We start from the raw sequence: 26,942 nt of genomic DNA on the forward strand, positions 1-26,942 counted from the left end.
CTTTGTTTTCTCAAATAACAAAAAGAGCGATCTTAAATAAGAAAAAAGGTGTTAAGGTGAGTGTTAACTTATTGTTTTACAAATATTAATATGATTCCTGATGAGCGAGATAATTTTTTTCTTAACTGCTTGAGAGACACTTAAAATTCATAAGATTCACAGATTAATAATATGTTGCTCACCCTCTGTACGGGTGTTGGTCGAGAAAATGGGTTAATTAACGGGAATGGAGTTATGAAGGATGGAAAGTCAGTAAGCATTGTATCGATCAATCCACAATAAAATCTCGCGGGTCGCCGAGATAAGCTTATATCTACCCAATATTATCTACAGCTTTTAATACGCCGGTCTGGTTCATCTGAACGATGGGCTAAACCCCCAGATTGTTTGCTGATAACCCGACTTTCTTGTACCCTTTGATTGCCCCTGAAGACTCACAGCAGAAACCGGATTTCACTATGGCAGCACACAATTCTAAAGATCCATTGCATGGCGTAACGCTTGAAATGCAAATCAACGCACTGGTTGCACGTTACGGTTGGGCTCAACTGGGCAAACTGATCAACATTAACTGTTTTAAAAGCGATCCCAGCGTCAAATCAAGTCTGAAGTTTTTACGCCGTACCCCCTGGGCGCGTGCAGAAGTCGAAGCGCTGTATCTGGACTCACTGGAAGACGCGGCACCTGAAGATCTTGATAATGACCCCTGGGCCAATAGTCGACTGAAAAAGAGTTAACATCACGATGCCCTTACACGTTAAACGTACTGGCGCACTCATTTTTCTCGCGCTGCTGCTCGCCAGCTGCGCGTCCAAACCGCCAAAATCGTTAGTCACCCCGCTTCCACCGGTGACCAAACATCCGCTTCCCGACAAATCGCACAGAGACCAGGGGCCGATGCGCGGCATCTGGCTGGCGACGGTTTCCCGTCTCGACTGGCCGCCTGTTTCCTCTGTCAATATCAGTAATCCGGCTACCCGCAACAGCGTGCAGCAAAAAGCACTGACCGATAAGCTCGATAAACTGAAAAGTCTCGGCATTAACACGGTGTTTTTCCAGGTCAAACCGGACGGCACAGCGCTGTGGCCCTCAAAGATTTTGCCGTGGTCGGACACGCTGACCGGACATGTCGGGCAAGATCCTGGCTACGACCCACTGATGTTTATGCTCGATGAAGCGCACAAACGCGGCATGAAAGTTCACGCATGGTTTAATCCTTACCGGGTAACGACTAACACCAAACCGGGAACGGTTGCGGAACTTAACCGCACTATCTCGCTCAATCCGGCCAGTGTGTTTGTCTTGCACCGCGACTGGATTCGCACTGCCAGTGACCGCTACGTGCTGGACCCCGGCATCCCGGAAGCCAGAGACTGGATTACCAGCATCGTGGCGGAAGTGGTTTCGCGTTATCCGGTCGATGGTGTGCAGTTTGATGACTATTTCTATACGGAAACGCCCGGCTCAACGCTTAATGACAGCCAGACATTCCAAAAATACGGCGCCGGGTTTGCGTCCAAAGCCGACTGGCGCAGGCACAATACCCAACAGCTGATAGCGCAAGTTTCGCGCTCGATTAAACAGCTCAGTCCAGGCGTGGAGTTTGGCGTCAGCCCAGCCGGTGTGTGGCGAAATCGCTCACACGATCCTATGGGATCAGAAACCTCGGGTGCAGCAGCGTATGACGAAGCTTTTGCCGACACCCGTCTTTGGGTGCAGCAAGGTCTGCTGGATTACATCGCGCCACAGGTTTACTGGCCGTTTTCGCGCAAAGCCGCGCGTTATGACGTGCTGGCAAAATGGTGGGCGGAGGTCGTTAAGCCGACCAACACGCGCCTGTACATTGGCGTCGCGCTGTATAAAGTCGGTGAGTCTTCAAAGAATGAGCCTGACTGGACGGTGAATGGCGGCGTGCCGGAGCTGAAAAAGCAGATCGATTTGAACGAATCGGTACCGCACATCGACGGTACCATCCTGTTCAGGGAAGACTATCTTAACCAGCCGCAGGCGCAGGAAGCGGTCAGCTACATCAAAACGCGCTGGGGTTCATAACCCCAGCTACTCCGGTTTGGGTCCGAACATCTCCAGCAACTGCTTCTGATCGGGCATCCCAACCACCTGCTGCAACTCGTTCTTCTCATTCATATAATAGATGGCTGGCGTCGCGTTCGCGCCCAGCTCATCCATTAATTTCTGGTGCTGTTGGAGCACATTGAAGGTTTCTCGTGATGAGTCGCCTTTCAGCTCTGGCAGCGTTTTGCCCCCTGACAGCTCATACTCCTTCCAGGCTGCGACCGGATCGGCATCATTGAGGATCGCCGTCGCATTCGGGCCGCTCTTCGGATTCAGAAATGCCACCAGCAGCGTATTCAATTGCACTTTACCGGCAGTGACCCACGGCTGTGCTTCAGCCCAGAACTTTTTGCAGTACGGGCAGAACGGATCGGCGAAAACAAACACCTTCCGGGGAGCCGTTTCTGCGCCCTCTTTCAACGCGTGCGTTTTGTTCAGGTTCTCCCACATCTGGCGGCCTAGCGGGATATAAATCTCTTTCTGAAAATACTCTTCGCTGATATTTTTCCCTTTGTCATCATAAAGATAACCGGAAATAACGTGTTTCCCGTCTGGCGTCATAAACAGCGTCACGCCCATATCCTGATATTGGCCGATCCAGCTTTTAACCCCACCAGGCGCGTCAATTTCCTTGATATTTTGAATGCCCTGCAGCTCGCCAAAATGCTTCACGATCGGCGGAATATCGCTGGCAGCAAGGGCCAGCGCGGGGATAAACCATGTCGAGATGAAAAAAAGATTACGCATATCACACCCACAATGTTTAGACGCCTCGATCATAGTCCATAACGATTAATCTACAACATTCTGATGTGTAAGGTTTTGTCGCGTTAACTTTTCCACGCCATCAATAACGATCCGAGTTTCAGCCGCTCAATAATGCTTTGACTGTACTGTGCATCCACCGCCGGACATCCGTAGCTACGTCCCACACGATGATTTTCTGCCGCAAATTCATCGGAAACGTAGTTCGAAGGATGTATCACAATAGACCGTTGACGGGCATTGCTATTGCTCTCATCAAGCCCGTCCAGACGCATCGAATATCCATTGCTGCCGAAGTAGGTCTCAGAACATAAATAGACCCCCAGCGAGGACATGTGCGAACCATCGACATTCGAAAATAGCGTGGCATAACCCGAATTAGAGGGGTCTGAACCTTCACCGTGTGCGCAAAGATATGCACTGACGTTGCCCTCCTCCATATCAAAAATAAACAACCGCCGGGTATCAGATTTTTTATCGAAATCAATAATCGCCCAATATCGTGGATGACTTGCGGGGTATTTTTCAGCGCGTTTATCGAGAAGTTTTTGCATGGCAGAACGTAAATCAAGGGATTCGGCAAGGGGAAGTAATATCGCCGCTTCCTCTGCAAAACGCTTACTGACGGGCGAAATGGTGCTACTGGCAACAAGGTTTGCTGTCTGAGTATTCACCTGTTGTGCCCCGTCACCGAGCGCTTCGAGGAACAATGTATAATAACCCGCAATCATATCGGCAACCGTCACCGGCTGTCCGTGAATGATCTTAGTCTCTTTACCGTTAATGATATTGCGCGCCCCGACGGGATCGTTGGCCGTTGCGGAGAAATAGCGGCTTAACGTATGACGCCCCTGATTATCGCCACGAAACCAGCCCTTATCCATGCCGATAAACATCACGTTGGCGGCAATATCGGGTTCAAGAGCCCGATCAAGTTGATCAACCAAATTAACGCCTATCGCGTCACCGGCTTTTTGATAATTCTCGCGATGCGTAAGCTGGACATAGCCGCGACCGTAATAAGGATAATAGCTGAGATGATTTTTGCGCCACGTTTCGCTAAGCCAGTAAGCCTCTTTAACCGGCTGCATGGTGGCGTTAGTTTCATGAAATGCGGTGGCCAACATATAGGCCAGCCACCGCTTGTCGGATTTATTCGACCAGGCTTCAAAACCCTCGACAATCGCCTTAGTGCCACCCAGTTCTTTTTCATCATTTAAAGACTGAAAATTTTTACGAATACTGGCCAAAAAATCGTTGTTAAATAAGGACATGATTATCTCCTTTACACAGTTTTGTGACGCAAACATAGTAAGGAGAATTCAAGCAGAGCTCATGTCCGGAAGTAATCGCACATTTTCATGAATTACAGTTGACGTTAGTGCGCTATCTGTGGCCAGTGAATATCACCCACCCCGTTCAGCTGCGGGCGAGCAAACAGAAAACCCTGAAAGCGTTTGATTCCGGCGGATTCCAGCCAGTGCCACTCTTCTATTTTTTCAATGCCTTCTGCCACCAGCGTAATTTCCAGATCGGTACAACAACTGACGATGGATTTAACAATCGCCTGCTTTGGGCCGCTCAGGTGAATATCGCTGACAATTTCCCTGTCGATTTTGATTTTATCCGGCTGGAATTTGGTCAGTAGTGACAATCCCGCGTAGCCCGAACCGAAATCGTCGATGGCCAGCCCGATTCCCGCCGCCCGCAGTTGTTTGATCGCACTATTAAACTGCTTAAAGCCAGAAATCATCTCGTTTTCCGTAACTTCCACCACCACTTGCTCCGGCAACAGGTGATGTTTTGCGATGCTTTCCAGCAGAAAATCGACCGCATCCGGCACGTTCACCAGTGAACCTGGCAGTAGATTAATGGCGATCTTATGGCTACCGATACCGATCTTATCGGCCAGCGCAAAGGCATAGGCTTTGGTCTGAAGATCAATCTCATACAGTTTTGCCGGATCAATGGCGTTAAAGAAGTGTTCCGGACTCCCCCCGTCATTGCCACGGATCAGGGCTTCCAGCGAGGTGATTTTCCCTTCTGACGGTTCAACAATCGGCTGGAAGGCAAACTGGCAAATCTGATTCGTCATCAGACCGTCCACGCCACGTCCAAAAGGTGCGCGTTCGGATTCCAGTTTCCAGTTATCAGGGCGGAAGATATCCCCGGCGCCCGGCAGTTTTTTGCGCGTGATAAACGTCTGGATGAATTTAAACACCCGATCCTCAGACGTAAGATAGCGTTCAAGTTTGCTGTAGCGCAGCACGGAATCCAGCACGGATTTAGGCGTGTCTACCTGCAGATCGAACAGCAGCATACCAACGTTTTCGAAGCGTCGTCTTGGACCGTAATCGCGCAGTAATTCCACCACGCCGTGATGGCGCTTGTCATCGCGGATTTTATGGAACAGCTTCACCACGCTCTCTTCTGCTCCCTCAAGGATTTGCAGAAACTCGGCGCCGTTGAACAGCAAAATGCCGGTAATATTCAGTCCGGCATTACGCTTTTTGGCTTGCTCAACCAGTGAAATGAGCTTGAATGGTTCACAGGATGAATTTAACTGGCTTCGATAAATGAGTGTAGTCAGCACAGCAAGTATGTCCCGTCATAATAATTACGCCTATAAGCGATTGTTTATCATAATTTATAGCCGTCGACTAATAATATTCCCTCCCTAAGACGTTTTCAGATTTTCTGGTAGAAACATAAGTGAAGTAAATGTAAACGTCGGTTTATTCCGCTCTAAGCAGTCTTTCCGCTTGCTTCTCCATTCCACGGAAAATGGCCTCGCTAATGTGCGGTGGAAAATCAGCGGGTAAAATCTTACTGACACTTGCGATCACTTCAGGTGTCTGTTCCCCTATTTCCCGCATCATCGCTTTCGCCCGCGAGGCCGAGAATCCTACCCGTTCAGCCGTCGCGGGGAAATGACGAGGCTGAATCTGCGCCCAATGGTATTGACGGTTTTTACCCTGTAGCGCCATCGCCATTTTGGCCTTCTGGGCAGAAATCCCCTTCGCACCCAGAATTGGAAAGGCCGACAAAATATCGTACAGCGGCGTCATGACATACGCCGATTCTGGCTCAATAAACACGCTATAGTTTTTTGCATGGCCATCAATGGCACCCAGCAACCAGTATAAAATCTGCGTACGGAAAAACGTCTCTCTGTCGTGCAATGCGCGGCGCGAGCCCAGCAGTAAGGTCATAATTTCCGCAATACCGGGGCCACCGTGAGACTCATACTTCAGCGCGGGTGAATAGCCCAGAGCCTGACACATATCTTCCTGCGGAAGACGCATCAGCCAGCTTCCGTCACGTGACCATCTTCGGTCAAAACGCTCGACAATCAGCACCGTTTTATCTGCCCAGGTGGCTAACGAGGCGTTCGCGACAGCAAATCCAAACGCTCGGGCTATCTGCAAACAGAGCCACTCGTTTTCGCAGCTTTCACTGAGATCGATATTGTTCTGCTCAATTTTGCCAATCGGCAGTTTAAAGATATGGCTAGTCGGCGTGCTGCCAAGCGGTCTTTGCCACTGTTCCTGATACCAGAGCAGCGCCGTTTTTTCCTGTGCGCCGGCAATAGAAATTCTAAAATCCTGATCGTCGGTCATTCCCAGCGGGGCGTTACGGTAACCTTCGAGCAGCGTCGCAATGTCATCATCGGAAAGCGGCGTGGCGTATATCTGCGTGACCGAAGGCATGTCAGTGTCGTCGGGATAAAGCTGAATGGCCCCAACGCAGTCGCGCCCTACGCTTGCCAGCAGATCAAAAGGATGATCGGTCGCCACTTTAAACCGCATTTGCATGCGGGCAATAATCGCCTGCGAGTCAGGTAGCAAATTGCTGAAAAAGTTATATACCGCCTCACCGTCCTGGCGACGAGGTGTGAGCGGCAATGATTGAGAAATCACACGCGCACCGGGCGTTTGTAGCCAGCTCTGTGCGTATTGCCAGGACATCGCCCCTTTTCCGTTACGATAAAGCGAGCCGACCACCGTGCCATTCATCGCCACGGTGAGCTTACTGTTTTTCATTTACCACTCCTGAGTCCAGCCGCTGTCCTTATCTGCTGCCTCGCCGCGCGGTAAGACATGCAGTTCCAGTTCTAGTGCTGAAAGCAGACGAAACAGCGTTTCCAGCTTGCTGGTATCCGGATTTTGCTCAAAGCCTGAGACAGTGGTTTGTTTCATACCCACGCGCTCAGCGGCATCCGCCTGCGTGAGCTGCAGGGCTTTGCGCTGATCGCGAATGGCATTCGCCAGCATGGTCGATGTGGTAATTTTCATGATGCCCTCTTTTATCCCCGATCGCGGATAATTTTAAAATATCCCCGATCGCGGATAAAATCAAATTATCCCCGCAAGGGGATATTTACTGTTTATCCCTTTGCGGGGATATTGTGCTGATGCGCCGCAGCTGTTCAGGTTTGAGAGCGGTTCCGTCCTGCGCTGTAATGATGAGCTTCGCGACAGGCTGCCCCTCGCTATCCACTAGCTGCGAGCGAGCTTCGCCTTCAGCAAACAGATTCTCTTCGCCCCACTGGCGCAGACTGACAATCAAAGGCAGCAGCGATTTGCCTTTTTCAGTCAACTGATAGGCTTTATACGCGCCCCCTTCGCTTGCCGGAATCAGCGAGAAAATCCCCGCCTCTACCAGCGTTTTTAAACGCGCCGCCAGCACATTTTTAGCAACGCCTAAATTTTTCTGAAAATCACTGAACCGGCTGATGCCGTCAAAGGCATCGCGAACGATCATCAACATCCAACGATCGCCCAGCAAATCTACGGTTCTCGCCACCGGACACGTCGTCGTTACAAAGGTTTCATCATAGGTCATAGGCTTGGCACTCAAAAACTAGTTGCAAATAAAAACCAGAAAGCATAATGATCAACTGGTTTTTATTTAAAACCAGTTTAGAGGATAATGCAATTGACCAGCACTGAAAGCTACGACGACATCACACCGCTCTCTGAGTGGATGATTTTACTTTTTGCCGTGCTCTGCGCCTTTGCCGTGGCTAACGTCTACATGACCCAACCGCTACTGGATCAAATCGCCGCCACGTTTCACGAAAAGCCGGACAAAATGGGCATCATCATTACCGCCACACAAATTGGCTACGCGCTTGGTTTGCTGCTGCTGGTGCCTTTGGGCGATTTGTTTAATCGTAAACGCCTGGTCGCCGGAATGCTCCTCGCCAGCAGTGGGCTGCTGACGGTTTCCTCGTTTGCCTCCTCTCTCTACGGGTTAAGCTGTGCCCTGGGGCTGGTCGGATTCATGGCTGTGGTGGTGCAAATCATTGTGGCGTATGCCGCGAGTCTGTCCTTACCGGCGAACCGCGGGAAAGTGACCGGTACCGTCACCAGCGGTGTGGTGCTGGGGATTTTACTGGCGCGTATGGTCTCAGGAGTTCTGGCTGAATGGGCGGACTGGCGAGTAGCGATTCAATTCTCCGCTGGCGCAATGCTTCTGATGGCTTTGCTGTTTATCCGTATTGCGCCTGAAGATCGTCAAGCGCAGAAACCCGGCGCATATCTACAGTTGATGGGTTCTGTCTGGTCACTGTGGCGAGAAATACCCGAACTGCGCTCACGGGGTGTGCTGGCGCTGCTGATTTTCATGAATTTTAGCGTTCTGTGGACATCCGTCGTTTTCCCGCTGAGCACTGCCCCCTTTAACCTGACCACTGCGCAGATTGGTATGTTTGGCCTGGCGGGCATTGCCGGTGCGCTGGCCGCCAGAAAAGCCGGCGTATTGGCCGATCGCGGTTTCGGACAGCGCGTTACGGGTGTCGCGTTAGTGCTGTTAGTACTGTCGTGGGGAGCCATTGCGCTGGGCGGATCGTCACTGATCGCCCTAACGACAGGTATCATCGTGCTGGATTTCGCCGTGCAGGCCATTCATGTCACCAGTCAAAGTCTGATTTTTGCGAAACGCCCGCAGGCCACCAGCAGACTGGTGGCGGCCTACATGGTGTTTTACTCCCTTGGCAGCGCCACCGGCGCATGGCTCACTACCTGGGTCTGGGGACACTTCGCCTGGCCCGGTGTGTGTACGCTCGGCGCGGCGATCAGCGGGCTAGCATTGCTTTACTGGTTGCTGGTTGACAGGAATCTGCACATCCCACCCGCTGATTAATTCTCTCCAGCATATAGGCGTAAAACGGGTTCGAGGTGACGCGCATCAGAGAATCCATCCCGACCACCAGCACGGAGGTTTCACCGCGCAGGGCAATATTACCGAGATTAATGCCATAACGGCGCGGATTTATCGGCTCTATGCCGTAGAGATCGTCCGTCGGGGGGAACGGGATCGCCACGTGCGATAAGGAATAGAGATCGCGCGGATACGGCGTGATTAAAGGTTGGGCCGTCTCATCCACGGCCCCCGCAGCAGTGGTCCGGGCAACGGTATTTAAGGTTTGCGCTGACGCATTGGTCAACACTGTAACGGCAAAACGGCGAGGCGCAGGCGGGAGTAGCGCGTTAACCGCCACGTACGTTCCCGGTTTGAACAGCGGGCGCAACGTGCTCGCCTGATTGATATCGAAGATCACCAGTTCACTGCCGTTCTTCGGCAATAAATTAAACAGCGAATCAACCACGCCGCGCGTGCTGACGGTGGAATCCATCACGGACTGGAACGCCAGTACCGGCGGGAGTGCCGTCAGTTTATTCTGCCGCGCCGCGTCGTTGAGTTGCTTCTGTAAAGCCTGCGTCAGCTGCCAGGACTGACGTGCGGCATTCACCGGAAACGAATTGTATTTAAACGGGTTATATTCGGGCAGAACGCTGAGCCATGCTGCTTTGGCAAACGGCGGCAGCAGCGCGGGCAATCCTGCCAGTCCGGCAAAACGGGCGAAGGCGTGGACGCGGATCATCGGCGACAGCAGGATCAGCTGTTGGGGTTTGCGAAGATGCGGATCGTCAATGGCGTCGAGGGCATATTTCATCGCCAGCGCCCCGCCGTTGGAATAGCCCACCAGATGCAACGGCACATCGTTGCCCGCCAGACGCGTGGCTTCACGAACGGAAAGACGCGCCACGGCCAGCCACTCTTCCCAGTCGACGTTCGTCAGTGCGCCGGGTGCGGTGCCATGACCGGGTAAACGTGGCGCAACCGCTACAAACCCGCGCTGCTGATAATCAACGGCAATACTGCGCACGCTGTAAGGGGAATCGGTCAAACCATGCAGCAGCACCACAGCCCCTTTCGGTTTACCCTGCGGCATCAGCACAAATGAACGGTTACCGTCATCAGGAAACTGACCCGGCCACATTGGGCTGTGACGATAATAGCGGTTAAGCGGCGTCTGGTCTGATTCGTCCAGTTTATCGGTCACTTGCGTTTGCAGATCGTGGAAAATGGCTGTTTCGCGCGTCAGATAATCGCTGAAACTGGCCCGATCAATCTCCTGCCCGGACATCTCATGCGCCGTCCAGGTGTGCCAGGGATGTAGCGCCGGGCCGGTTTGCGACTTATAGACTCTCACTGACAGCAGTACGATCGCCACAATGCCTAAAACCACCACGACACGCTTTATCACCGCCCACAAACGCACACGTATCCGCCACGGCAGATTAGCCATTCCCGTCTCTCTTTTAGCAAAAATGAGGGCCTATCTTAAAAGAGATAACGCGTGATGCCAAAAGTGTAAAGTTCCAGCATTGATTCCGCCCGGCTTAACCGTGAATCTTCCGGCAAACGGCTAACACCGTTTTTCTCAGCCAGCGATGGGCCGGGTCCATTTCCAGTCGTGGATGCCACATTTGCGAAACGGTGATGGACTGGATTTTAAACGGTAGCTCGAAGGCATGCAGTTGGGCTGAGGTTTGCGGGCGATGCAAAAATGACGCGGGGACCAGCGCAATCAGGGAAGAGGCCTCTGCAACAGCCAGTGCCGAAGGGAATCCCGGCACCGCACAGGCAATTTTACGCGTCAGGCCGCGTTCGGCTAACACCTCGTCCACCGGCCCCTGCAACTGACCCCGGCGGGAAGCCACCACATGTCCCCAGGCAATGTAATCGCTGATGCTGACGGTATTGAGTGCCGCCAGTGGATGATCGTGTCGGACCACGCCGACAAAGCGATCGCGAAACAGTGCCTGAACACGAATTTCCGGTCCCATATTACTGAGCACGCCAATTTCAAGATCCACCAGGCCTTCACGCAGGGAGCGCGAGCTTTTCTCGGGTTTGGCCGCAAAACGCAAACACACCTGAGGCGCCGCTTCGGAAACCTCGGCAATCAGCGCCGGGCCGAACGCTTCGATAAAACCGTCGTTGGCACGCACGACAAAGACTCTCTCCAGTTCGGCCAGATCAAGTGACATCGAGGACGGTTGCAGTACCGCCCTGGCTTCCAGCACCGTATTTCGCGCCCTGTCCCGACTGGCCTGCGCGTAGGGTGTGAGCACCATATTCCTGCCAGCCCGGACCAGAAGCGGATCGCCCGTCACCTCCCGCAACCGGCCCAGCGTGCGGCTCATCGCAGAGGTACTCACATTCATTCTGCGTGCGGCACCTGCCACGCTGGCCTCTGTCAGCAGCGCATCGAGCGCAACCAGCAGATTAAAATCGGGATCGGTCATCAGAGAACTCCTGTGAACAAGAGATAAGGCGTTTGATGCAACTATACAGTACCAATGCTGCGTCTTCCGCCTCTGATGGTGAAGGAATAGAGTTTCTTGCATCAATACACTCGCTAATGAGATACACGCAATGGAACTCTTTTCCGGTAAACCAGGGGACGAAGGCTTGCCAGGCCGCGAGCGAGGGCTGGTGATGGCCGCCGTGATGACCTCCACCCTGATGGCCGTTTTTGACGGTACTATGGTCAATATCGCCCTGCCGCAAATGGCGCAGGCGTTAAACGTTGCCTCCCCGCTGGCGGTCTGGTTCGCCAACGGTTATCTGCTGTCTGCCGCCATGACGCTGCTTATCTTCGCGGCGCTGGCGACGCGCATTGGCTTCAGACCGGTGTTTATCTTCGGCCTGAGTCTTTTCACCCTGGCTTCGCTCGGCTGCGCGCTCTCACCAGATGCCAACATTCTGATTGGCATGCGTATTTTGCAGGGGATCGGCGGAGCCGCCACCTTAAGCATCGCGCCGGCCATACTACGTTCGGTGTTTCCTGGGCGCTTGTTAGGCCGCATTCTTGGTCTGAATGCGTTGCTGATCGCCTCCAGCACTGCCGTCGCTCCCGTACTGGGAGGCCTGCTGCTCAGCACTTTGAGCTGGCAGTGGCTGTTCGCGATTAACGTTGTACCGGGTCTGCTGGCGCTCATGCTGGGCTTAAAAGCCATACCGCATAAACCGGTGTTAAGCGGTCAAACGTTTGATCTTAGAGGAGCGCTACTGTCCGCTACTATGCTCGGTGCGGCGATCATGGCGACAAACAGTTTCGCCAGCCCACACGCCGCCAGCCACGCTATTAGCGCGTCGGTCATCAACTGGTTTGGACTGGCACTCATCAGCGGTATCGCGTTTATCCTGCACATTCGTCAGGCGGACAAACCGTTGCTTCCGCCAGCCATCTTTCATTCAGGACGTTTTTCCCTTGCGGCACTCACGTCACTGGCCTGTTTTATCAGCCAGGGAGTCACGTTCGTCGCGCTGCCGTTCCTGTTTCAACGTGTTTATGGCTACAGTGCGTTTACCTCCGCGCTGCTGTTCACGCCGTGGCCAGTGGGCATTGCACTGGTTGCGCCCTGGGCCGGAAAACTGGCGGACAAATACTCTCCGTCGATCATATCCACGGCAGGCCTGCTTTTCTTTGTCATCGGATTAATGCTGCTGGCAACCTTGCCCGCCACGGCGGCGCACTGGGATATTGGCCTGCGTAGCCTGATATGCGGCATGGGATTCGGGTGTTTCCAGAGTCCGAATAATCGTGAAATGTTGTCGAGCGTAGTGCGGGAGTGGAGCGGATACGCATCGGGCGTGCTGGCAGTTGTGCGCACCTTCGGTCAGTGTCTGGGCGCGGCCTTAGTCAGCGTTTTGCTGGCCGTGATGGTTTCGGCAAACAGTATTGTGGAGCAGGATCAGGCCGTGAGAGTCAGTTTATGGCTGGCGGTAGCCGCATCAGGGTGTGCGATAGTATTAAGCTTGAGTCGGTTACGCAGAAATAAGTGACAACGTCACAATTGCCAGCGGCGTAACTGCCGCTGGCAAGAGACTCAGTTAAGAGTGTAATCAAGGGTAATTTCGGCTTTCAGTAGCTGAGAAACCGGGCACCCTGCTTTCGCTTTCTGGATGATGCCGTCGAACTGCTGGGGGTCGATGCCCGGCACTGTCACCTTGCTTTGCAGCGCGACCTTTGTGATAGCAAAGCCGCCGTCGGTTTTATCCAGCGACACATCCGCCGTGGTATCAATGGAATCCGCAGTGTAGCCCGCTTCACCCAGCATCAAAGACAGCGCCATCGAGAAACAGGCCGCATGCGCCGCGCCAATCAGCTCTTCCGGGTTGGTCCCTTTTTCACCTTCGAAACGGGTATTAAAGCCGTAGGGTTGCTGATTCAGGACGCCGCTTTCCGTCGAAACCGTCCCTTTTCCACGCTTAATATCGCCAGACCAGTGTGCCGAACCGTGCTTATGAATCGTCATTATTGCTCTCCTTTTGGCTTGCAAAGGGTTAAGTATAGAACGTTGATTCAGTTGTGAGAGGAAGACGGAACAGTCTTAGCCGATTGTTCATAATCTCATCAATGACTCGCCCAACGCATCCAGAAACAACCGCTGCGCCGCAGGCTGGTAATCGCGGGACTGATAGATCCCAAAAATGCCGATCGGTTTGGGCGTGAGATCGCCCAGAACGGGGACCAGCTTCCCGCTGTCCAGCGCGGGCTGCGCTTCCCATTCTGGCAACATCGCAATGCCGCAATGATGTATGGCCGCATCCATTAGCAGCGACGATATGCTGGCGCTCAGATTGCCGCTCACTGCAACGCTTTCCACTTCCCCCGCGTCGGTGACAAAATTCCACGACTGCCCGGCAAAGAAGCTGTAATGCAGGCAGTTGTGCTGCGCCAGATCCTCAAGCGTGTCAGGCGTGCCGTTGGCGGCCAGATAATCGGGCGACGCGCACAGCACCGAGCGGCACTCTCCCAGACGACGGGCAATCATGCCGGGTTCTGGATTATCAGTAATGCGGATTGCCAGGTCGATACGCTCGCCGACCAGGCTAACTGGGTGGTTATTGACGTCCATCTCGACGCGCACTTTCGGGTACTGTGCCAGAAAATCCGCTAGCATCGGGGCGACCATTTGCATCGCCGTAAAATGGGCGCAGGCCACGCGCAGCGTACCGGACGGCGTTTCTTTGGGTGACTGATCTTCAATTTCCTGCGACAGCCGCGTGAGATTACGGGTTTTCTGCAACACCTTTTCCCCGGCGGGCGTTAGCGTCAGCTTGCGCGTGGAACGGTGCACTAGACGCGTTCCGGCCCATTTTTCCATCTGCTCCAGATACCGGCTGACCATCGGGCGCGAAATACCCAGCGCGCGGGCGGCGGCGCTCAAACTTCCCAGCTCACAAATACGGTTATAGACCTGGGCGGCGATCACGCGATCCATTGGTATGACTCCATCTGCTCGATTTATGAAACTAAGCATGTCTTGTTTCAGGAATTCTGGCAAATCGAGAGATCGGTACAATAGCGTCTTCACCAATAAAACCGAGACAAAATGATGAAGCTCAATCGCCTTGCCCTGCTGTGCACCCTGTTCACTCCCGCGGTTTTTGCCGCGCCGTTAACGCTGGATACCTACAACCCGCAGGAAAAAGGTATTTTCGCCGTCTCCTCGACGCTGGTTTCCGGACCGAAAGAAGCGGTGCTGTTCGACGCGCAGTTCAGCGTCAAAGATGGGGAAGCGCTTGTCAAAAAAGTGCGCGACAGCGGTAAAACGCTCAGCAAAATTGTGATTACCTCCGGCGATCCGGATTTTTACTTTGGCTTACAGCCGCTGGTAAAAGCCTTCCCGAACGCCAAAGTAGTCGCTACTCAGGCGGTCGTGGATCACATCAAAGCCACCAAAGATGCCAAACTGGCTTTCTGGGGTCCGCAGATGAAAGACGGCGCGCCAACAGAGCTGGTTGTGCCGCAGGTTATCGCCTCCACCACGTTTATGGTTGACGGTGAAAAGATTGATATTGAGCAGGCTGACAGCTACGCCGCGTATGTGTGGATCCCATCAGCGAAAGCTATTCTCGGCGGTACCGGCGTGTCTTCAGGTATTCACGTCTGGACGGCAGATACCCAAACCAAAGCCAGCCGCCAGCAGTGGGTAGCCACCCTCGATGAAATGGCCGCCCATAAGCCAGAGCGCGTAATCCCTGGTCATTACCTCGGCACACCGCCAGCGGGTGTTGAAGCCATCAACTTTACCCGCACTTACCTGCAGCAGTTCGAACAGGCGCTGGCCGCCCATAAAGACTCGGCAAGCGTTATCGAGGCGATGAAAAAGCAGCAGCCGAAGCTGGCAGAAGTCAGTTCGCTGGAGCTGAGCGCGAAGGTTAATACCGGCGAAATGAAGTGGTAACAGGCTAACTATCTCCTGCTATATTTATTCTTTTTATAGCAGGAGATGCTTATGCAACCCTCAGTCAGAGGAATTGATCACATTGGTATTACGGTTCCGGACATAGAAGAAGCAACATTATTTTTTGAAAAAGCTTTTGCGGCAACCGTGATATATCACTCAGTTGAACCCGACAGTGAAAATATTGATCATGAGGCGCAGGAAAATACCTTAAGATTATTTCCCGGAACAAAAATCCGCGCCATCAGGATGCTGGCCATGCCTAATGGTCCCGGCATTGAACTGTTTGAAATGCATGGACCTGAACAGCAATCCCCCGCCCGCCCCAGTGATTTTGGCCTGCAACATTTCGCTGTCTATGTTGATGATTTTGAAAGCGCAATCTCCTGTTTTACAGCCGCAGGAGGAGAAATGTTTACCGAGCCAAAAACCCTCTCTTTTCCCGCCGAACGCGGCGAAGGTAATGCGTTTTGCTACGGCAAAACCCCCTGGGGAAGTGTGGTGGAATTAATCTCGTGGCCGTCCCCGATGCCCTACGAAAAATATACCGAACTGCGCCGCTGGAAACCCTGATTTAACGAAAAAAAGGGTTAATGTGATATTTATATTTCCAGGATGAATCTGAACCACAGCGCGGATAATATTTGCCATTCTGAATGTGAAGACTGAATTGCGAACCGGAATATTACACAGATAACGACACGGAGGCTGCATGTTTACCCATTACTCAGCAAATACGCATTCCGCACAACCGGCCCTGGTGAATGCCATTGAACAGGGTCTTCGCGCTGAACATGGCGTGGTCACTGAAGATGACATTTTGATGGAACTCACCCGCTGGGTGGAAGCCTCAGATAATGACATCCTCAGTGACATCTACCAGCAGACCATTAACTATGTTGTGAGTGGTCAACATCCCCCTCTGTAAAAACCCTGCTATGCTGGATCTGCAACCTAAGGGGTTACATTTCGTTTGCGCAAGCAAACTGGTCCTTAAAACTATCAACAGGATTGAGGAGTTAACATGAAATCGAACCGTCAGGCACGTCACATTCTGGGACTGAACTACAAGCTATCGAACCAACGTAAAGTGGTGATCGAGGGCAGCAATGAAACCGTAGTCGCCCATACGCACGGCAGAAAACGCCACGCAGACAAGTAAATCCCGTAACTGAATCATCACACCATCGGCAAAACCGATGGTGTTTTTGTATGTGTGTTGCGGTAATTAACATTTAGCTCCTTTATAATGCCACCCGAGGTCGCCCTGCCAGCAAGCCAGAAAGATGACAATACGCAGTGCCAGGGACGGATATTCAAAAAATCGAGTGAGTGACATGGACAACAAAGCAAAACAGCATCGTTCTCTTTACATCCCCTATGCGGGCCCGGTCCTGCTGGAATTTCCCCTGCTGAACAAAGGCAGCGCCTTCAGCAGCGAAGAGCGCAGCAGCTTTAACCTTCTCGGCCTGCTGCCGGAAGTGGTCGAAACCATCGAAGAGCAAGCCGAACGCGCCTGGATCCAGTACCAGGGCTTCAAAACCGAAATCGACAAACACATCTACCTGCGCAACATCCAGGACACCAACGAAACCCTTTTCTACCGTCTGGTACAAAATCACCTCGAAGAGATGATGCCGGTGATTTACACCCCGACCGTCGGCGCGGCCTGTGAGCGTTTCTCCGAGATTTATCGTCGTTCGCGCGGGGTATTCATCTCTTATCAGAACCGCCATAACATGGATGACATCCTGCAAAACGTGCCGAACCACAACATCAAAGTGATCGTGGTGACGGACGGCGAGCGTATTCTGGGCCTCGGTGACCAGGGTATCGGCGGGATGGGGATTCCGATCGGTAAACTTTCTCTGTATACCGCCTGCGGCGGGATCAGCCCGGCATACACCCTGCCGGTGGTGCTGGATGTCGGCACCAACAACCAACAGCTGCTGAACGATCCGCTGTATATGGGCTGGCGGCATCCGCGCGTGACGGACGAAGAGTATTACCAGTTCGTCGACGACTTCATTCAGGCCGTTAAACACCGCTGGCCAAACGTGCTGCTTCAGTTTGAAGACTTCGCACAGAAAAACGCCATGCCGCTGCTTAATCGCTATCGGGATGAGATTTGCTCGTTCAACGACGACATTCAGGGCACTGCAGCGGTCACCGCCGGGACGCTGATCGCTGCCAGTCGCGCGGCAGGCAGCCAGCTGAGCTACCAGAAAATTGTCTTCCTCGGCGCAGGATCTGCCGGTTGCGGAATTGCAGAACAGATCATCGCGCAAACGCAGCGCGAAGGATTAAGCGAAGATCTGGCCCGATCCCGCGTGTTTATGGTCGATCGTTTCGGGCTGCTGACGGACGGAATGCCAAATCTGCTACCGTTCCAGACTAAGCTGGTGCAAAAGCGCGAGAACCTGAAAAACTGGGATACGGATAACGAAGTGCTGTCCCTGCTGGACGTGGTGCGTAACGTTAAACCGGATATTCTGATTGGTGTCTCCGGGCAAACCGGGCTGTTCACCGAAGAGATCATCCGCGAAATGCACAAGCACTGCCCGCGCCCTATCGTGATGCCGCTCTCTAACCCGACCTCTCGTGTAGAAGCCACGCCGCAGGACATCATCGCCTGGACCGAAGGCGATGCGCTGGTTGCAACCGGCAGCCCGTTCGACCCGGTGGTGTGGAAAGACAAAATCTACCCTATTGCCCAGTGCAACAACTCCTATATTTTCCCTGGAATTGGTCTTGGCGTCATTGCCGCCGGTGCATCGCGCATTACCGATGAAATGCTGATGTCCGCCAGCGAAACTCTGGCAAAACACTCCCCGTTAGTGGCTAACGGCGAAGGTTTGGTCCTGCCAGAGCTGAAGGATATCCACACCGTATCGCGTGCAATAGCTTTTGCGGTCGGCAAAATGGCCCAGCAGCAGGGCGTGGCGGTGAAAACGTCCGCTGATGCGCTGCAGCAGGCGATTGACGAGAACTTCTGGATGCCGGAATACCGGAATTATCGCCGGACATCGATTTAACGCCATCATTAAGCGGGCCTCAGGCCCGCTTAATGCTTATCAGGCCGCCAGTTTTTATCTATACGAACAGGGCCAAAATGCTCTTGTCGATGGCAGTTAGGACAAAGCGCAATCGCGTTTTGGACACTGTCTTCACCCTTTTCCGAAAGCGGAATAATGTGGTGGACTTCCAGGTAATAACTGCCATCTCTGGTGCGTTTGAAAGGCGCAGTTTTGCGACAGCTTTCGCAACTATTTCCCGCTCTGGCAAGAACCTCCGCCACAACATCAGGATTACGATCGTAACGCCATACGGTGACCTGCTTTTTAAGCGGATGTACGGGGGCTTTTTTCAACCTATCTAATCTTTCTGACTGGGTTTGTTTCAGAGCTTTCGCCACTCTGTCATTGAATTCAATTTCTTCAGGCGTAGGAATATCCTCGCTAGCTTCATGGGTTGATTTCAATTGAGCCATGAGCAATGCAACAACAGATTCATCCAACGGTTTTTGGAACGATCGACCCTGTCTGGCAAAGTGGTTCATAAACCGATCCCAGCGCCCTTCTTTCCCTGCTTCAGGCAATTCTTGACTCAACGCATGTCGATTTAGCGGGATGAATTCAGCAAGCTTAGATACATCGCTTAACGCCACCCGATGCGGGTATTTATAGTTTGAACCGACATCGGTGATCTCTTCAATACGGTAAAGACCGCACAGTTGATACCCAATCCGTTGGTGTACGTTCTGGATAACAAATACGAAATCCCCAATATTGACCTGGCTGAGTTTGTCCGCGCTTTTCGCGCTGACGCCATATCCCCGTGAGCAATCAAAATCAACGGTATTTGAACCGCTGTGAAAAGCATAGTAATAGGTCATTGATCAAACTCCTTTTGCGCGTTAATTTTTAATATTATCGACACAAATTTCAGAAACTTAACGTGCATTATCCAGCTGCTTGATTATACTTCCTGTACCCATCAACCCACTGAATAAATAAGGAGGCTAATTATGCTGTATAGTGAAATTTTTAATGTTTCACATACATTTGGTGATCGCACCAGCTCAAGCGTTATCGGTATCGTGCTGCGATAACTTCTGCTTGAGCGAAGACACCAACCTACCAAATCCCTTCTCTCGGGCTTACTGAGTTATCGTCAGCGATGTTTGACGAGGCATTTCCATGCCTGAAACACTTGAGTAAGCAACAATGAGCACATTACTAACTGCACAATCTTTACGCGTTGAAACGGCGTTTAACACCCTCTTCGACTCGCTCTCCTTTACCCTGAAAAAAGGCGACCGCATTGGTCTGCTGGGCGATAACGGCTGCGGCAAAAGTACCCTCCTGAAGATCCTCGACGGTACCGAAACCCCGTCCATCGGCACGGTTGCACTTGCCGGATACTGCCTGATGGCGCGTGTGGAACAGCACTTGCCAGACTCCCTCTATCCCCTGTCGATGCTCGACGCTGTACTGGCACAACTGCCCGCCGCTGAACGCGACAGCCTGCGCTGGCGGGCCGAAACACTGCTCGCCGGAATGGGTTTCACTCCCCAGGATATGACGTTGCAATCGGCAACGTTGAGCGGCGGACAACACACGCGGCTGCTGCTGGCACGTGCGTTAATCAGCGATCCCGATCTGCTGTTACTGGATGAGCCAAGCAACCACCTCGATCTGCCGACCATGCTGTGGCTGGAGCAGTTTTTACAGAACTGGTCCGGGAGTTTTGTGTTGGTGTCGCACGACCGACAGCTACTGGATGCCGTCACCAACGGCAGCTGGATTTTGCGCGACAAAACCCTGCACAGCTTCGCCCTTCCTTGCTCAGCTGCGCGTCAGGCGCTGGCGGCAAAAGATGAAAGCGATGCCCAGCGGTACAAAGCTGAACAAAAGGAGATCGACCGTGTGGCGGCGAGCGCCAAACGGCTGGCGACCTGGGGCAAGGTCTACGACAACGAAGATCTCGCCCGCAAAGCCAAACAGATGGAAAAACAGGTCGAGCGCCTGAAGGAGAATCAGACCGACCTCACGGCGGGCAGCCCGTGGACACTCACTCTGCGCGGCGACGCACTGCGGGCCGACCGTTTGCTGGAAATGGCCTCCCTTTACGTCCCGCCAGCACCGGGTCTCCCGGCGCTGTTTGACGTGGATATCGCACGGCTCAAAAGCGGCGATCGCGTGGCGATTGTCGGGCGCAACGGCTGCGGGAAATCCTCGCTGATGAAGCTTATCTGGCAGCAGTTTGTCGCGGAACAGTCGACGGATGAACTTAAAATCCATCCCCGTCTGACGCTGGGTTATTACGACCAGACGTTGCACCAGCTACCGGACGACGCCTCGCTGCTGGATGCGCTCGAACCGTTTGTGCCGGACCCGCAGGTGCGCAAAATGTCGCTTATCAGCGCCGGATTCCCTTGGGTGCGTCACGGGCAGAAAGTCAGCACTCTGAGCGGCGGCGAGCGTTCGCGCCTTCTGTTTATCGGGCTAACGCTGGCACGCTATAGCCTGCTGATGCTTGATGAACCGACCAACCATCTGGATATGGAAGGCAAAGAGGCGTTGGCCGAAACGCTGCAACAGTTCGAAGGCGGCGTTCTGCTGGTGAGTCACGACAGGCAGCTTATCCGTCAGAGCTGTAATCGGTTCTGGCTGATTGAGGACGGCAAGCTCAGCGAATGGCACGACGCCGATGCCGTGTTTGAGCGTCTGCGGGAAAGCGGAGGATTAACGACACCTGCGATGCCAGCCATCTCGACTACATCAGCGCCGACGGAGTTTGACGACCTTCTCGAAAAACTGGTGGCACTGGAAACGCTGTTGGCAGAGGATTTGGCGCGTAAACCGAAGCATCAAAAACCGCAACTACAGGTGCAGTGGCGTCAGGAGATAGAGCGCATAGAAGCACAACTGTAAAACCTGAGCCCGGCGGTGTCCCCGCCGGGCCAGCTATTATTGCGGTTTTTTCTCTTTCCAGGCGTCCCACGCCTGTTTAATTTCTTGCTTCGCGGTGGCGGCATCGTTAAACCCGCTCAGCTCCACCTTTTTGCGCCCTTCTGGCAGTTCTTTGTAGACGCGGAAGAACGACTCCAGGCGCTGCACCTCAATTTTCGGCAGATCGCTTAGCTCTTTAATGTCGTCATACGTCGGGTCGATCTTGCTCGCCGGAACGGCCACAATTTTGTCGTCCTTCTCCCCGCCATCCACCATTTTCAGCACGCCTATGGCGCGCAGTTTGATAAGCGTCCCCGGAGCCATCGGTGCTCGGGTGTAGAAAATCACGTCCAGCGGGTCGCCATCGCCCGCGAGGGATTGCGTCAGCGAGCCGTAGTTAGCCGGGTAAGCCACCGGCATCGACTGAAAACGATCAGCGATGATAAACCCGGTTTTAGCGTCGGTTTCGTATTTGATAATGCCGCCCGCCGGGATTTCGGTGACCGCATAAAACTCTTCCGGATTGTTTTCCGGCTGTGGGAATTCCAGGATATTTTGCGCCTGCGCAGAGGCGGAAAGGAGAACGCTAACGGCAAGTAATGTTTTGAACAGCTGCATGTCTTTTAACTCTTCGGTTATTGGGAAGACAACACGTTACGTTTTCCAGATGACAGAACCATGACGTTTTTTTGGCAGTTTCCCTCCCCCCATTTATTCAGGGGTTGAATGGTTTATTGATGCTTTAATCACCTGAAAGACAACGAAATTATTACATTATGTTGCCCCGCCCTTGTATAAAACCGGCAAAGCATCAATCCTTAGGGAGTAAGAACGATTCTCATTTTTCTTGCACGCTATGCAGATACTGAAAATGAACATGGAGAAACATATGAAGGCTGCTGTCGTAACTCAAGATCATCACGTTGACGTCACTGATAAAACCCTGCGCGCGCTGCAACACGGCGAAGCGTTGCTGAAGATGGAATGCTGCGGCGTTTGCCACACTGACCTTCACGTAAAAAATGGCGATTTTGGCGATAAAACCGGGGTGATCCTCGGCCATGAAGGGATTGGCATTGTCAAACAAATCGGCCCAGGTGTTACCTCGCTGAAAGTGGGCGATCGCGCAAGCGTCGCGTGGTTCTTCCAGGGCTGCGGCCACTGTGAATACTGTAACTCCGGCAACGAAACGTTATGTCGTGACGTAAAAAATGCCGGTTATTCCGTTGATGGCGGGATGGCTGAAGAGTGCATCGTCACCGCCGATTACGCGGTCAAAGTACCGGACGGACTGGAACCCGCAGCGGCCAGCAGCATCACCTGCGCGGGTGTGACCACCTATAAAGCGGTGAAAATTTCCCATATTAAACCGGGTCAGTGGATTGCGATTTACGGTCTGGGTGGGCTCGGCAACCTGGCGCTGCAATACGCGAAAAACGTTTTCAATGCCAAAGTGATCGCCGTGGATGTTAACGACGAACAATTGAAACTGGCTGCTGAAATGGGAGCCGATCTGACCATCAACTCCCGCAACGAAGATGCGGCGAAAGTGATTCAGGAAAAAACCGGCGGCGCACACTCCGCCGTGGTGACGGCTGTCGCGAAAGCGGCGTTTAACTCTGCGGTCGACGCAGTGCGCGCCGGTGGCCGCGTGGTGGCTGTCGGTCTGCCACCAGAAGCCATGAGCCTGGATATTCCGCGTCTGGTGCTGGATGGTATTCAGGTGGTCGGTTCGCTGGTCGGAACCCGTCAGGATCTGATCGAAGCCTTCCAGTTTGCCGCCGAAGGTAAAGTGGTGCCAAAAGTGACAATGCGTCCACTGGGCGACATCAACGCGATTTTCAAAGAGATGGAACAAGGCCAAATCCGTGGCCGTATGGTGATTGATTTCCGTTCTTAACGGATTCAGGACGGGCTACGGCGATCCGTAATCCAGTCCTGAACTTCAATCAGGAATGTATCAGGTGCTTTTCGATACATTTTGCGCGCCAGATCGAGAATGGTGTGGCGCGCCAGTTCTTCTTCCATCCGCTGCTGGGCGCTGTCCATTACCGAACGCACGCCGCACGGCCCGTCGCACACCCATGCAGGTGGTGTTTCGTCAAATACCGCCAGCCGCTGACGCACTTCCCGGCACTCAAACATATTCTTTTCGCCATCGATGGCATGAGCCACATCGAGCACCGTGATGAGTTCCGCCGGACGCGCGAGCTTAAAGCCACCGCCCTTACCTTCTGAACTGTTCACCAGTCCCGCACGCGACAGACGAGTAAAGATTTTGCCCAGATAGTCGTAAGGCACACCCTGCAGGTCCGCCATCTCCCTGACGCTTAAATCCCGTTCGTTGCCTTTGGCATCCACCATGCACATCAGACTATGAATGGCGTATTCCACACCGGAACTGTAAAAGGCCATGATTAACTCCGCTCTCATTATTCGTGGTTATTATAGCTGTGTTCGCGAGCGAAAAAACAGCCTGTAAATTACCTGTTACCTAACCTGCTATTTTTACGGAGCTTTTCATTTTTTATTATTCTAACTCAGAAAAAAGTTGTCGCAGTTAACTCCGACAAGTATAGTTGCAGTCAGGTCAGACACAAAGCCTGATGAGCAAAAGGATCGAAGATGAAGAAGCATATTTTAATTGTGGGCAGTGGTTTTTCCGGTATGTGGGCAGCGGTGAGCGCGGCGCGTCTGGCGGAACTGAACGAGAGCAGCGATCTGCGTATTAGCGTACTGGCTCCGCAACCCGAGCTGCGCGTTCGCCCGCGTTTCTATGAAGAAAAAGTGGCAGGCCTGGTGGCTCCGCTGACGGATCTCTTTGCCGAATTGGGCATTGAGTATATTCAGGGCAGCGCTGAACGCATTGATACTAAAGAGAAAGCAGTCTGGTATCGCGACAGCCACGGCAACACCACCCTCGCTACTTACGATCGTCTGGTTCTCGCCACAGGCAGTCAGACTAAGCGCCCTCCGGTAGCCGGTCTGTCTGAATTTGCGTTTGACATCGACCAACTCGAATCCGCACAAGTGTTCGAAAAACACCTCGATGCGCTGGTTCATCAGCCGTCCACTCCTGCCCGTAACACGGTGGTGGTTTGCGGCGGCGGCTTTACCGGCATCGAACTGGCGACCGAATTACCCGCCCGTCTGCGCGCTCGTTTTGGTGAGGATACGCAGACTAAAGTTATCGTAGTTGAGCGTGGCGCAACAATCGGTGGTCGTTACAGCGAAGCCCTGCGCGATGTGATTGCGGATGCAAGCCACGAACTCGGCGTGGAATGGCGCTTAAACAGTGAAATCGAGTCTGTCGACGCGGCCGGTGTGACCCTGAAAAATGGCGATCGCATTGAATCATCCACCGTGGTCTGGACCGCGGGTGTTGAAGCCCATCCATTGACCACGCAAATTAATGGCGAACGTGATGCTCAGGCACGCCTGCATGTCAACGAGCTGCTGCAGATCCCCGCGCACCCGGACGTCTTCGCGACTGGCGACACAGCCCATGCGAAAACGGATGATGTCGGCAACACTGCGCTGATGACCTGTCAGCATGCGATCCAGCTCGGCAAATTTGCCGGACACAACGCCGCCGCCAGCCTGCTGAACGTCGAGCCATACCCGTATCGTCAGGTGAATTATGTCACCTGTCTGGATTTGGGTGCCTGGGGCGCGGTGTACACCGAGGGATGGGAACAAGAAGTGAAACTGGTGCGTGAAGAGGCGAAAAAACTCAAAATTGCGATCACCAATGAGCTGATCTACCCACCAGCCGCCGACCGCGCAGTGGCCTTTGCCGCCGCCGATCCGCTGGCGAAGTTTGTTTAGTAACCCCCGCCGCTCCTGACCGGGAGCGGTTTTTCTATATTCCCGATTTCCGGCAATCCTTATCTCAATTCCTTTGTTCCCTTGTTTTCAGCCGCGCACGATGATGAATCCGACGCTAAAACAAAGATTACAAAGGAATTCACCATGCAAACCCCTTTTCGCCTGCCGCTGCTGACGGCGCTGATCATCGCGGGGACCGCCGCGCACGCCGCTGATACGCCGGTTAAAGGCGGGACGCTTGTCTATCTGGAACAACAGGCGCACACCAATCTTTATCCCCCGGCGGGTGGGTTTTATCCAAACGGCGGCATTCTGAATCAGGTCACCGACAAGCTCACCTGGCAGAACCCGAAAACGCTGGAAGTTGAGCCGTGGATCGCTGAAAGCTGGTCCACCAACGCCGACAAAACCGAATACACCTTTAAAATTCGTCCTGGTGTGACCTTCTCTGACGGCACGCCGCTGGATGCCAGTGCAGTGGCTAAAAACTTCGATACCTACGGGTTAGGCAACAAAGCGCAGCGCCTGCCGGTCTCGGAAGTGATCAACAATTACGATCATAGCGAAGTGGTCGATGCACACACCGTGAAGTTTTACTTCAAAAAACCGTCACCGGGCTTCCTGCAAGGGACGGCTACCATCGGTTCCGGACTGGTTTCATTAAGCACCCTGAAGCGTAACTTCGAAGAACTGGGCGACGCACGCCATATCATTGGCTCAGGTCCGTTTGTCGTAACAGACGAAAAACTCGGTCGTGAAGTGACGCTCGAAGCGCGCAAAGCGTACCAGTGGGGACCGAAAAATCTCTCGCAGCAAGGCCCGGCGAATCTCGACGGCATCAAATTCATCGTTACGCCGGAAGATAGCGTGCGCGTCGGTGCGCTGCTGGCAGGTCAGGCTGACTTTATCCGTCAGGTTCAGGCCTACGATGAGAAACAGGCCACCGATCAGGGCTATAAAATTTATGCCGCCCCAACGCGCGGCGTGAATGACAGCATCAGCTTCCGCCCGGATAACCCGCTGGTGTCAGATATCCGCGTGCGTCAGGCGCTGCTCCACGCCACCAATGCAAAACAGGTGGTAGAAACTCTCTTCTCGCCCAACTATCCGCAGGCCAAATCGGTGATTGCCGGCTCCGCCGCCGGGTTTGTTGACCTTAGCGACAAGCTGACCTTCGACGCAGCGAAAGCTAACGCCCTGCTGGACGATGCAGGCTGGAAAGCCGGTGGCGACGGTATTCGAGCTAAAGACGGACAACGACTGGCGCTGACCGTTTATGAATCGCTGCCGCAGCCGCAAAACAAAGAGGTGCTGCAACTTGTCGCCCAGCAGTGGCGACAGGTCGGCGTGGCACTGAGCGTCAAAGCCGGCGATGCGGGCAGCCGCACGCTGGATAATCTCGATCCGTTGAAAACGCCGCTCACCGTGTCAGAAGTGGGACGCGCCGATCCGGACGTGGTGAAAAGTATGTTCTACCCGGCTAACCGCGATGCGCTGCTGCAAAAAGGCGGCTCCAGCGACAAAGTGAAAAACTTCCGCGACGACAAACTCAACGAACTACTGGTGAACATCTCCGCTGAAGTTGATCCGCAAAAACGCCTTCAGTTAACGGGCGATGCCCAGCGCTATTTGCTGGATAACGCTTACGTGATCCCCATTTTTGAAGAGCCGCAGGTCTTCGCCGGTGCGCCGTGGTTGAAGGGTGTCGCTTTCGAAGCGGTAGGTCGTCCGTCGTTCTACGGCGCGTGGATCGAAAAACACTAAGGGGGCG

Annotated in this window: 26 protein-coding genes; 13 read left to right on the forward strand and 13 right to left on the reverse strand. The window is 53.4% G+C overall.

Annotated features, from left to right (window positions below):
- Window positions 1-458 precede the first annotated feature (458 nt).
- Together JBO43_RS01415 and JBO43_RS01420 are read left to right on the forward strand one after the other, a co-directional pair.
- Window positions 459-737 (forward strand): VF530 family protein, encoded by a 279-nt coding sequence (locus JBO43_RS01415; protein ID WP_095282029.1) that lies wholly within the window; start codon window positions 459-461, stop codon window positions 735-737.
- 7 nt (window positions 738-744) lie between these two features.
- Entirely contained in the window at window positions 745-2,052 is a 1,308-nt protein-coding gene (locus tag JBO43_RS01420) for a glycoside hydrolase family 10-like protein (RefSeq protein ID WP_103946264.1), read from the forward strand.
- A gap of 6 nt (window positions 2,053-2,058) precedes the next feature.
- Here the strand turns inward: JBO43_RS01420 and dsbG are convergent, their stop codons facing one another.
- The 6 genes from dsbG to JBO43_RS01450 form a co-directional block, all read right to left on the reverse strand.
- Window positions 2,059-2,820: a thiol:disulfide interchange protein DsbG gene (gene dsbG, locus JBO43_RS01425; RefSeq protein ID WP_202673551.1), complete on the reverse strand. Its 762-nt coding sequence runs from the start codon at window positions 2,818-2,820 to the stop codon at window positions 2,059-2,061.
- 83 nt (window positions 2,821-2,903) lie between these two features.
- Entirely contained in the window at window positions 2,904-4,112 is a 1,209-nt protein-coding gene (locus JBO43_RS01430; RefSeq protein WP_202673552.1) for a murein L,D-transpeptidase catalytic domain-containing protein, read from the reverse strand.
- A gap of 104 nt (window positions 4,113-4,216) precedes the next feature.
- Window positions 4,217-5,431, reverse strand: a complete 1,215-nt coding sequence (locus JBO43_RS01435; protein ID WP_202673553.1) for a diguanylate phosphodiesterase — start codon at window positions 5,429-5,431, stop codon at window positions 4,217-4,219.
- A gap of 142 nt (window positions 5,432-5,573) precedes the next feature.
- Window positions 5,574-6,881, reverse strand: a complete 1,308-nt coding sequence (locus JBO43_RS01440) for a type II toxin-antitoxin system HipA family toxin (protein WP_103946262.1) — start codon at window positions 6,879-6,881, stop codon at window positions 5,574-5,576.
- Window positions 6,882-7,133 (reverse strand): type II toxin-antitoxin system RelB family anti-toxin, encoded by a 252-nt coding sequence (locus JBO43_RS01445; RefSeq protein ID WP_103946261.1) that lies wholly within the window; start codon window positions 7,131-7,133, stop codon window positions 6,882-6,884.
- Window positions 7,134-7,218: 85 nt separating this feature from the next.
- A complete protein-coding gene (locus JBO43_RS01450) occupies window positions 7,219-7,683 on the reverse strand; it encodes a winged helix-turn-helix transcriptional regulator (RefSeq protein WP_103946260.1) in 465 nt (154 codons plus the stop codon).
- Window positions 7,684-7,770: 87 nt separating this feature from the next.
- On the opposite strand from JBO43_RS01450, the gene JBO43_RS01455 reads away from it, so the two are divergent.
- Entirely contained in the window at window positions 7,771-8,985 is a 1,215-nt protein-coding gene (locus JBO43_RS01455; protein ID WP_202673554.1) for an MFS transporter, read from the forward strand.
- Here the strand turns inward: JBO43_RS01455 and JBO43_RS01460 are convergent.
- Window positions 8,918-10,435 carry an alpha/beta hydrolase gene (locus tag JBO43_RS01460; RefSeq protein WP_202673555.1) on the reverse strand — a complete coding sequence of 506 codons (1,518 nt, stop codon included), beginning with the start codon at window positions 10,433-10,435 and terminating at the stop codon, window positions 8,918-8,920. The two genes, JBO43_RS01455 and JBO43_RS01460, sit on opposite strands and share 68 nt — an antisense overlap.
- Window positions 10,436-10,529: 94 nt before the next feature.
- Entirely contained in the window at window positions 10,530-11,438 is a 909-nt protein-coding gene (locus JBO43_RS01465) for a LysR family transcriptional regulator (protein WP_202673556.1), read from the reverse strand.
- 130 nt (window positions 11,439-11,568) lie between these two features.
- Here JBO43_RS01465 and JBO43_RS01470 point away from each other — a divergent pair, with 130 nt between their 5' ends.
- Window positions 11,569-12,981: an MFS transporter gene (locus JBO43_RS01470; protein ID WP_202673557.1), complete on the forward strand. Its 1,413-nt coding sequence runs from the start codon at window positions 11,569-11,571 to the stop codon at window positions 12,979-12,981.
- Window positions 12,982-13,025: 44 nt separating this feature from the next.
- Here JBO43_RS01470 and JBO43_RS01475 read toward each other — a convergent pair whose 3' ends face one another.
- Both JBO43_RS01475 and JBO43_RS01480 read right to left on the reverse strand, forming a co-directional pair.
- Complete coding sequence (locus JBO43_RS01475) at window positions 13,026-13,454, reverse strand: OsmC family protein (RefSeq protein WP_095282041.1); 429 nt, start codon at window positions 13,452-13,454, stop codon at window positions 13,026-13,028.
- 87 nt (window positions 13,455-13,541) lie between these two features.
- Window positions 13,542-14,423, reverse strand: a complete 882-nt coding sequence (locus tag JBO43_RS01480) for a LysR family transcriptional regulator (protein ID WP_202673558.1) — start codon at window positions 14,421-14,423, stop codon at window positions 13,542-13,544.
- A gap of 114 nt (window positions 14,424-14,537) precedes the next feature.
- Between JBO43_RS01480 and JBO43_RS01485 the strand changes: the two genes are divergently transcribed.
- The 5 genes from JBO43_RS01485 to JBO43_RS01505 all read left to right on the forward strand — a co-directional run bounded on the left by JBO43_RS01485 (window position 14,538) and on the right by JBO43_RS01505 (window position 18,424).
- The gene (locus JBO43_RS01485; RefSeq protein WP_095282043.1) at window positions 14,538-15,389 is read left to right on the forward strand and encodes a Vmh family MBL fold metallo-hydrolase; all 852 of its coding nucleotides are present in this window, start codon (window positions 14,538-14,540) and stop codon (window positions 15,387-15,389) included.
- Between the two features lie 51 nt (window positions 15,390-15,440).
- On the forward strand, window positions 15,441-15,962 hold the full coding sequence (locus JBO43_RS01490; protein WP_174348407.1) for a VOC family protein: 522 nt from the start codon (window positions 15,441-15,443) through the stop codon (window positions 15,960-15,962).
- Between the two features lie 139 nt (window positions 15,963-16,101).
- Window positions 16,102-16,317: a biofilm-dependent modulation protein gene (bdm, locus tag JBO43_RS01495; protein WP_095282045.1), complete on the forward strand. Its 216-nt coding sequence runs from the start codon at window positions 16,102-16,104 to the stop codon at window positions 16,315-16,317.
- 96 nt (window positions 16,318-16,413) lie between these two features.
- Entirely contained in the window at window positions 16,414-16,551 is a 138-nt protein-coding gene (gene sra, locus JBO43_RS01500) for a stationary-phase-induced ribosome-associated protein (RefSeq protein ID WP_095282046.1), read from the forward strand.
- Window positions 16,552-16,726: 175 nt separating this feature from the next.
- Window positions 16,727-18,424, forward strand: coding sequence for an NAD-dependent malic enzyme (locus JBO43_RS01505; RefSeq protein ID WP_095282047.1), 1,698 nt, complete (start codon window positions 16,727-16,729; stop codon window positions 18,422-18,424).
- Window positions 18,425-18,453: 29 nt separating this feature from the next.
- Here the strand turns inward: JBO43_RS01505 and JBO43_RS22875 are convergent, their stop codons facing one another.
- Window positions 18,454-19,284 (reverse strand): HNH endonuclease, encoded by an 831-nt coding sequence (locus tag JBO43_RS22875; protein ID WP_237729903.1) that lies wholly within the window; start codon window positions 19,282-19,284, stop codon window positions 18,454-18,456.
- A gap of 331 nt (window positions 19,285-19,615) precedes the next feature.
- Between JBO43_RS22875 and JBO43_RS01515 the strand changes: the two genes are divergently transcribed.
- Window positions 19,616-21,325, forward strand: coding sequence for an ABC-F family ATP-binding cassette domain-containing protein (locus tag JBO43_RS01515; protein ID WP_202673559.1), 1,710 nt, complete (start codon window positions 19,616-19,618; stop codon window positions 21,323-21,325).
- Window positions 21,326-21,361: 36 nt separating this feature from the next.
- Here the strand turns inward: JBO43_RS01515 and JBO43_RS01520 are convergent, their stop codons facing one another.
- Window positions 21,362-21,961: an inorganic diphosphatase gene (locus JBO43_RS01520; protein ID WP_095282049.1), complete on the reverse strand. Its 600-nt coding sequence runs from the start codon at window positions 21,959-21,961 to the stop codon at window positions 21,362-21,364.
- A 271-nt stretch (window positions 21,962-22,232) separates the two neighbouring features.
- Between JBO43_RS01520 and adhP the strand changes: the two genes are divergently transcribed.
- Window positions 22,233-23,243 (forward strand): alcohol dehydrogenase AdhP, encoded by a 1,011-nt coding sequence (adhP, locus tag JBO43_RS01525; RefSeq protein ID WP_202673560.1) that lies wholly within the window; start codon window positions 22,233-22,235, stop codon window positions 23,241-23,243.
- Between the two features lie 5 nt (window positions 23,244-23,248).
- Here adhP and JBO43_RS01530 read toward each other — a convergent pair whose 3' ends face one another.
- Complete coding sequence (locus JBO43_RS01530) at window positions 23,249-23,758, reverse strand: RrF2 family transcriptional regulator (protein ID WP_103946252.1); 510 nt, start codon at window positions 23,756-23,758, stop codon at window positions 23,249-23,251.
- Window positions 23,759-23,968: 210 nt separating this feature from the next.
- On the opposite strand from JBO43_RS01530, the gene JBO43_RS01535 reads away from it, so the two are divergent.
- A complete protein-coding gene (locus JBO43_RS01535; RefSeq protein ID WP_103946251.1) occupies window positions 23,969-25,171 on the forward strand; it encodes an NAD(P)/FAD-dependent oxidoreductase in 1,203 nt (400 codons plus the stop codon).
- Between the two features lie 144 nt (window positions 25,172-25,315).
- On the forward strand, window positions 25,316-26,935 hold the full coding sequence (locus JBO43_RS01540; RefSeq protein WP_202673561.1) for a TIGR04028 family ABC transporter substrate-binding protein: 1,620 nt from the start codon (window positions 25,316-25,318) through the stop codon (window positions 26,933-26,935).
- Window positions 26,936-26,942 lie beyond the last annotated feature (7 nt).

Source organism: Lelliottia jeotgali (genome assembly GCF_016771845.1).
Lineage (GTDB): Bacteria > Pseudomonadota > Gammaproteobacteria > Enterobacterales > Enterobacteriaceae > Enterobacter > Enterobacter jeotgali.

What these genes read in the sequence shown, in the direction of transcription:
- JBO43_RS01420 (WP_103946264.1), top strand. Translation starts at nt 745, where the DNA reads ATGCCCTTACACGTTAAACGTACTGGCGCACTCATTTTTCTCGCGCTG.
- adhP (WP_202673560.1), top strand. Translation starts at nt 22,233, where the DNA reads ATGAAGGCTGCTGTCGTAACTCAAGATCATCACGTTGACGTCACTGAT.
- JBO43_RS22875 (WP_237729903.1), bottom strand. Translation starts at nt 19,284, where the DNA reads ATGACCTATTACTATGCTTTTCACAGCGGTTCAAATACCGTTGATTTT.
- JBO43_RS01535 (WP_103946251.1), top strand. Translation starts at nt 23,969, where the DNA reads ATGAAGAAGCATATTTTAATTGTGGGCAGTGGTTTTTCCGGTATGTGG.
- JBO43_RS01440 (WP_103946262.1), bottom strand. Translation starts at nt 6,881, where the DNA reads ATGAAAAACAGTAAGCTCACCGTGGCGATGAATGGCACGGTGGTCGGC.
- JBO43_RS01520 (WP_095282049.1), bottom strand. Translation starts at nt 21,961, where the DNA reads ATGCAGCTGTTCAAAACATTACTTGCCGTTAGCGTTCTCCTTTCCGCC.
- JBO43_RS01445 (WP_103946261.1), bottom strand. Translation starts at nt 7,133, where the DNA reads ATGAAAATTACCACATCGACCATGCTGGCGAATGCCATTCGCGATCAG.
- JBO43_RS01530 (WP_103946252.1), bottom strand. Translation starts at nt 23,758, where the DNA reads ATGGCCTTTTACAGTTCCGGTGTGGAATACGCCATTCATAGTCTGATG.
- JBO43_RS01450 (WP_103946260.1), bottom strand. Translation starts at nt 7,683, where the DNA reads ATGACCTATGATGAAACCTTTGTAACGACGACGTGTCCGGTGGCGAGA.
- sra (WP_095282046.1), top strand. Translation starts at nt 16,414, where the DNA reads ATGAAATCGAACCGTCAGGCACGTCACATTCTGGGACTGAACTACAAG.
- bdm (WP_095282045.1), top strand. Translation starts at nt 16,102, where the DNA reads ATGTTTACCCATTACTCAGCAAATACGCATTCCGCACAACCGGCCCTG.
- JBO43_RS01460 (WP_202673555.1), bottom strand. Translation starts at nt 10,435, where the DNA reads ATGGCTAATCTGCCGTGGCGGATACGTGTGCGTTTGTGGGCGGTGATA.
- JBO43_RS01475 (WP_095282041.1), bottom strand. Translation starts at nt 13,454, where the DNA reads ATGACGATTCATAAGCACGGTTCGGCACACTGGTCTGGCGATATTAAG.
- JBO43_RS01540 (WP_202673561.1), top strand. Translation starts at nt 25,316, where the DNA reads ATGCAAACCCCTTTTCGCCTGCCGCTGCTGACGGCGCTGATCATCGCG.
- dsbG (WP_202673551.1), bottom strand. Translation starts at nt 2,820, where the DNA reads ATGCGTAATCTTTTTTTCATCTCGACATGGTTTATCCCCGCGCTGGCC.
- JBO43_RS01485 (WP_095282043.1), top strand. Translation starts at nt 14,538, where the DNA reads ATGAAGCTCAATCGCCTTGCCCTGCTGTGCACCCTGTTCACTCCCGCG.
- JBO43_RS01465 (WP_202673556.1), bottom strand. Translation starts at nt 11,438, where the DNA reads ATGACCGATCCCGATTTTAATCTGCTGGTTGCGCTCGATGCGCTGCTG.
- JBO43_RS01430 (WP_202673552.1), bottom strand. Translation starts at nt 4,112, where the DNA reads ATGTCCTTATTTAACAACGATTTTTTGGCCAGTATTCGTAAAAATTTT.
- JBO43_RS01455 (WP_202673554.1), top strand. Translation starts at nt 7,771, where the DNA reads ATGCAATTGACCAGCACTGAAAGCTACGACGACATCACACCGCTCTCT.
- JBO43_RS01490 (WP_174348407.1), top strand. Translation starts at nt 15,441, where the DNA reads ATGCAACCCTCAGTCAGAGGAATTGATCACATTGGTATTACGGTTCCG.
- JBO43_RS01470 (WP_202673557.1), top strand. Translation starts at nt 11,569, where the DNA reads ATGGAACTCTTTTCCGGTAAACCAGGGGACGAAGGCTTGCCAGGCCGC.
- JBO43_RS01505 (WP_095282047.1), top strand. Translation starts at nt 16,727, where the DNA reads ATGGACAACAAAGCAAAACAGCATCGTTCTCTTTACATCCCCTATGCG.
- JBO43_RS01515 (WP_202673559.1), top strand. Translation starts at nt 19,616, where the DNA reads ATGAGCACATTACTAACTGCACAATCTTTACGCGTTGAAACGGCGTTT.
- JBO43_RS01415 (WP_095282029.1), top strand. Translation starts at nt 459, where the DNA reads ATGGCAGCACACAATTCTAAAGATCCATTGCATGGCGTAACGCTTGAA.
- JBO43_RS01480 (WP_202673558.1), bottom strand. Translation starts at nt 14,423, where the DNA reads ATGGATCGCGTGATCGCCGCCCAGGTCTATAACCGTATTTGTGAGCTG.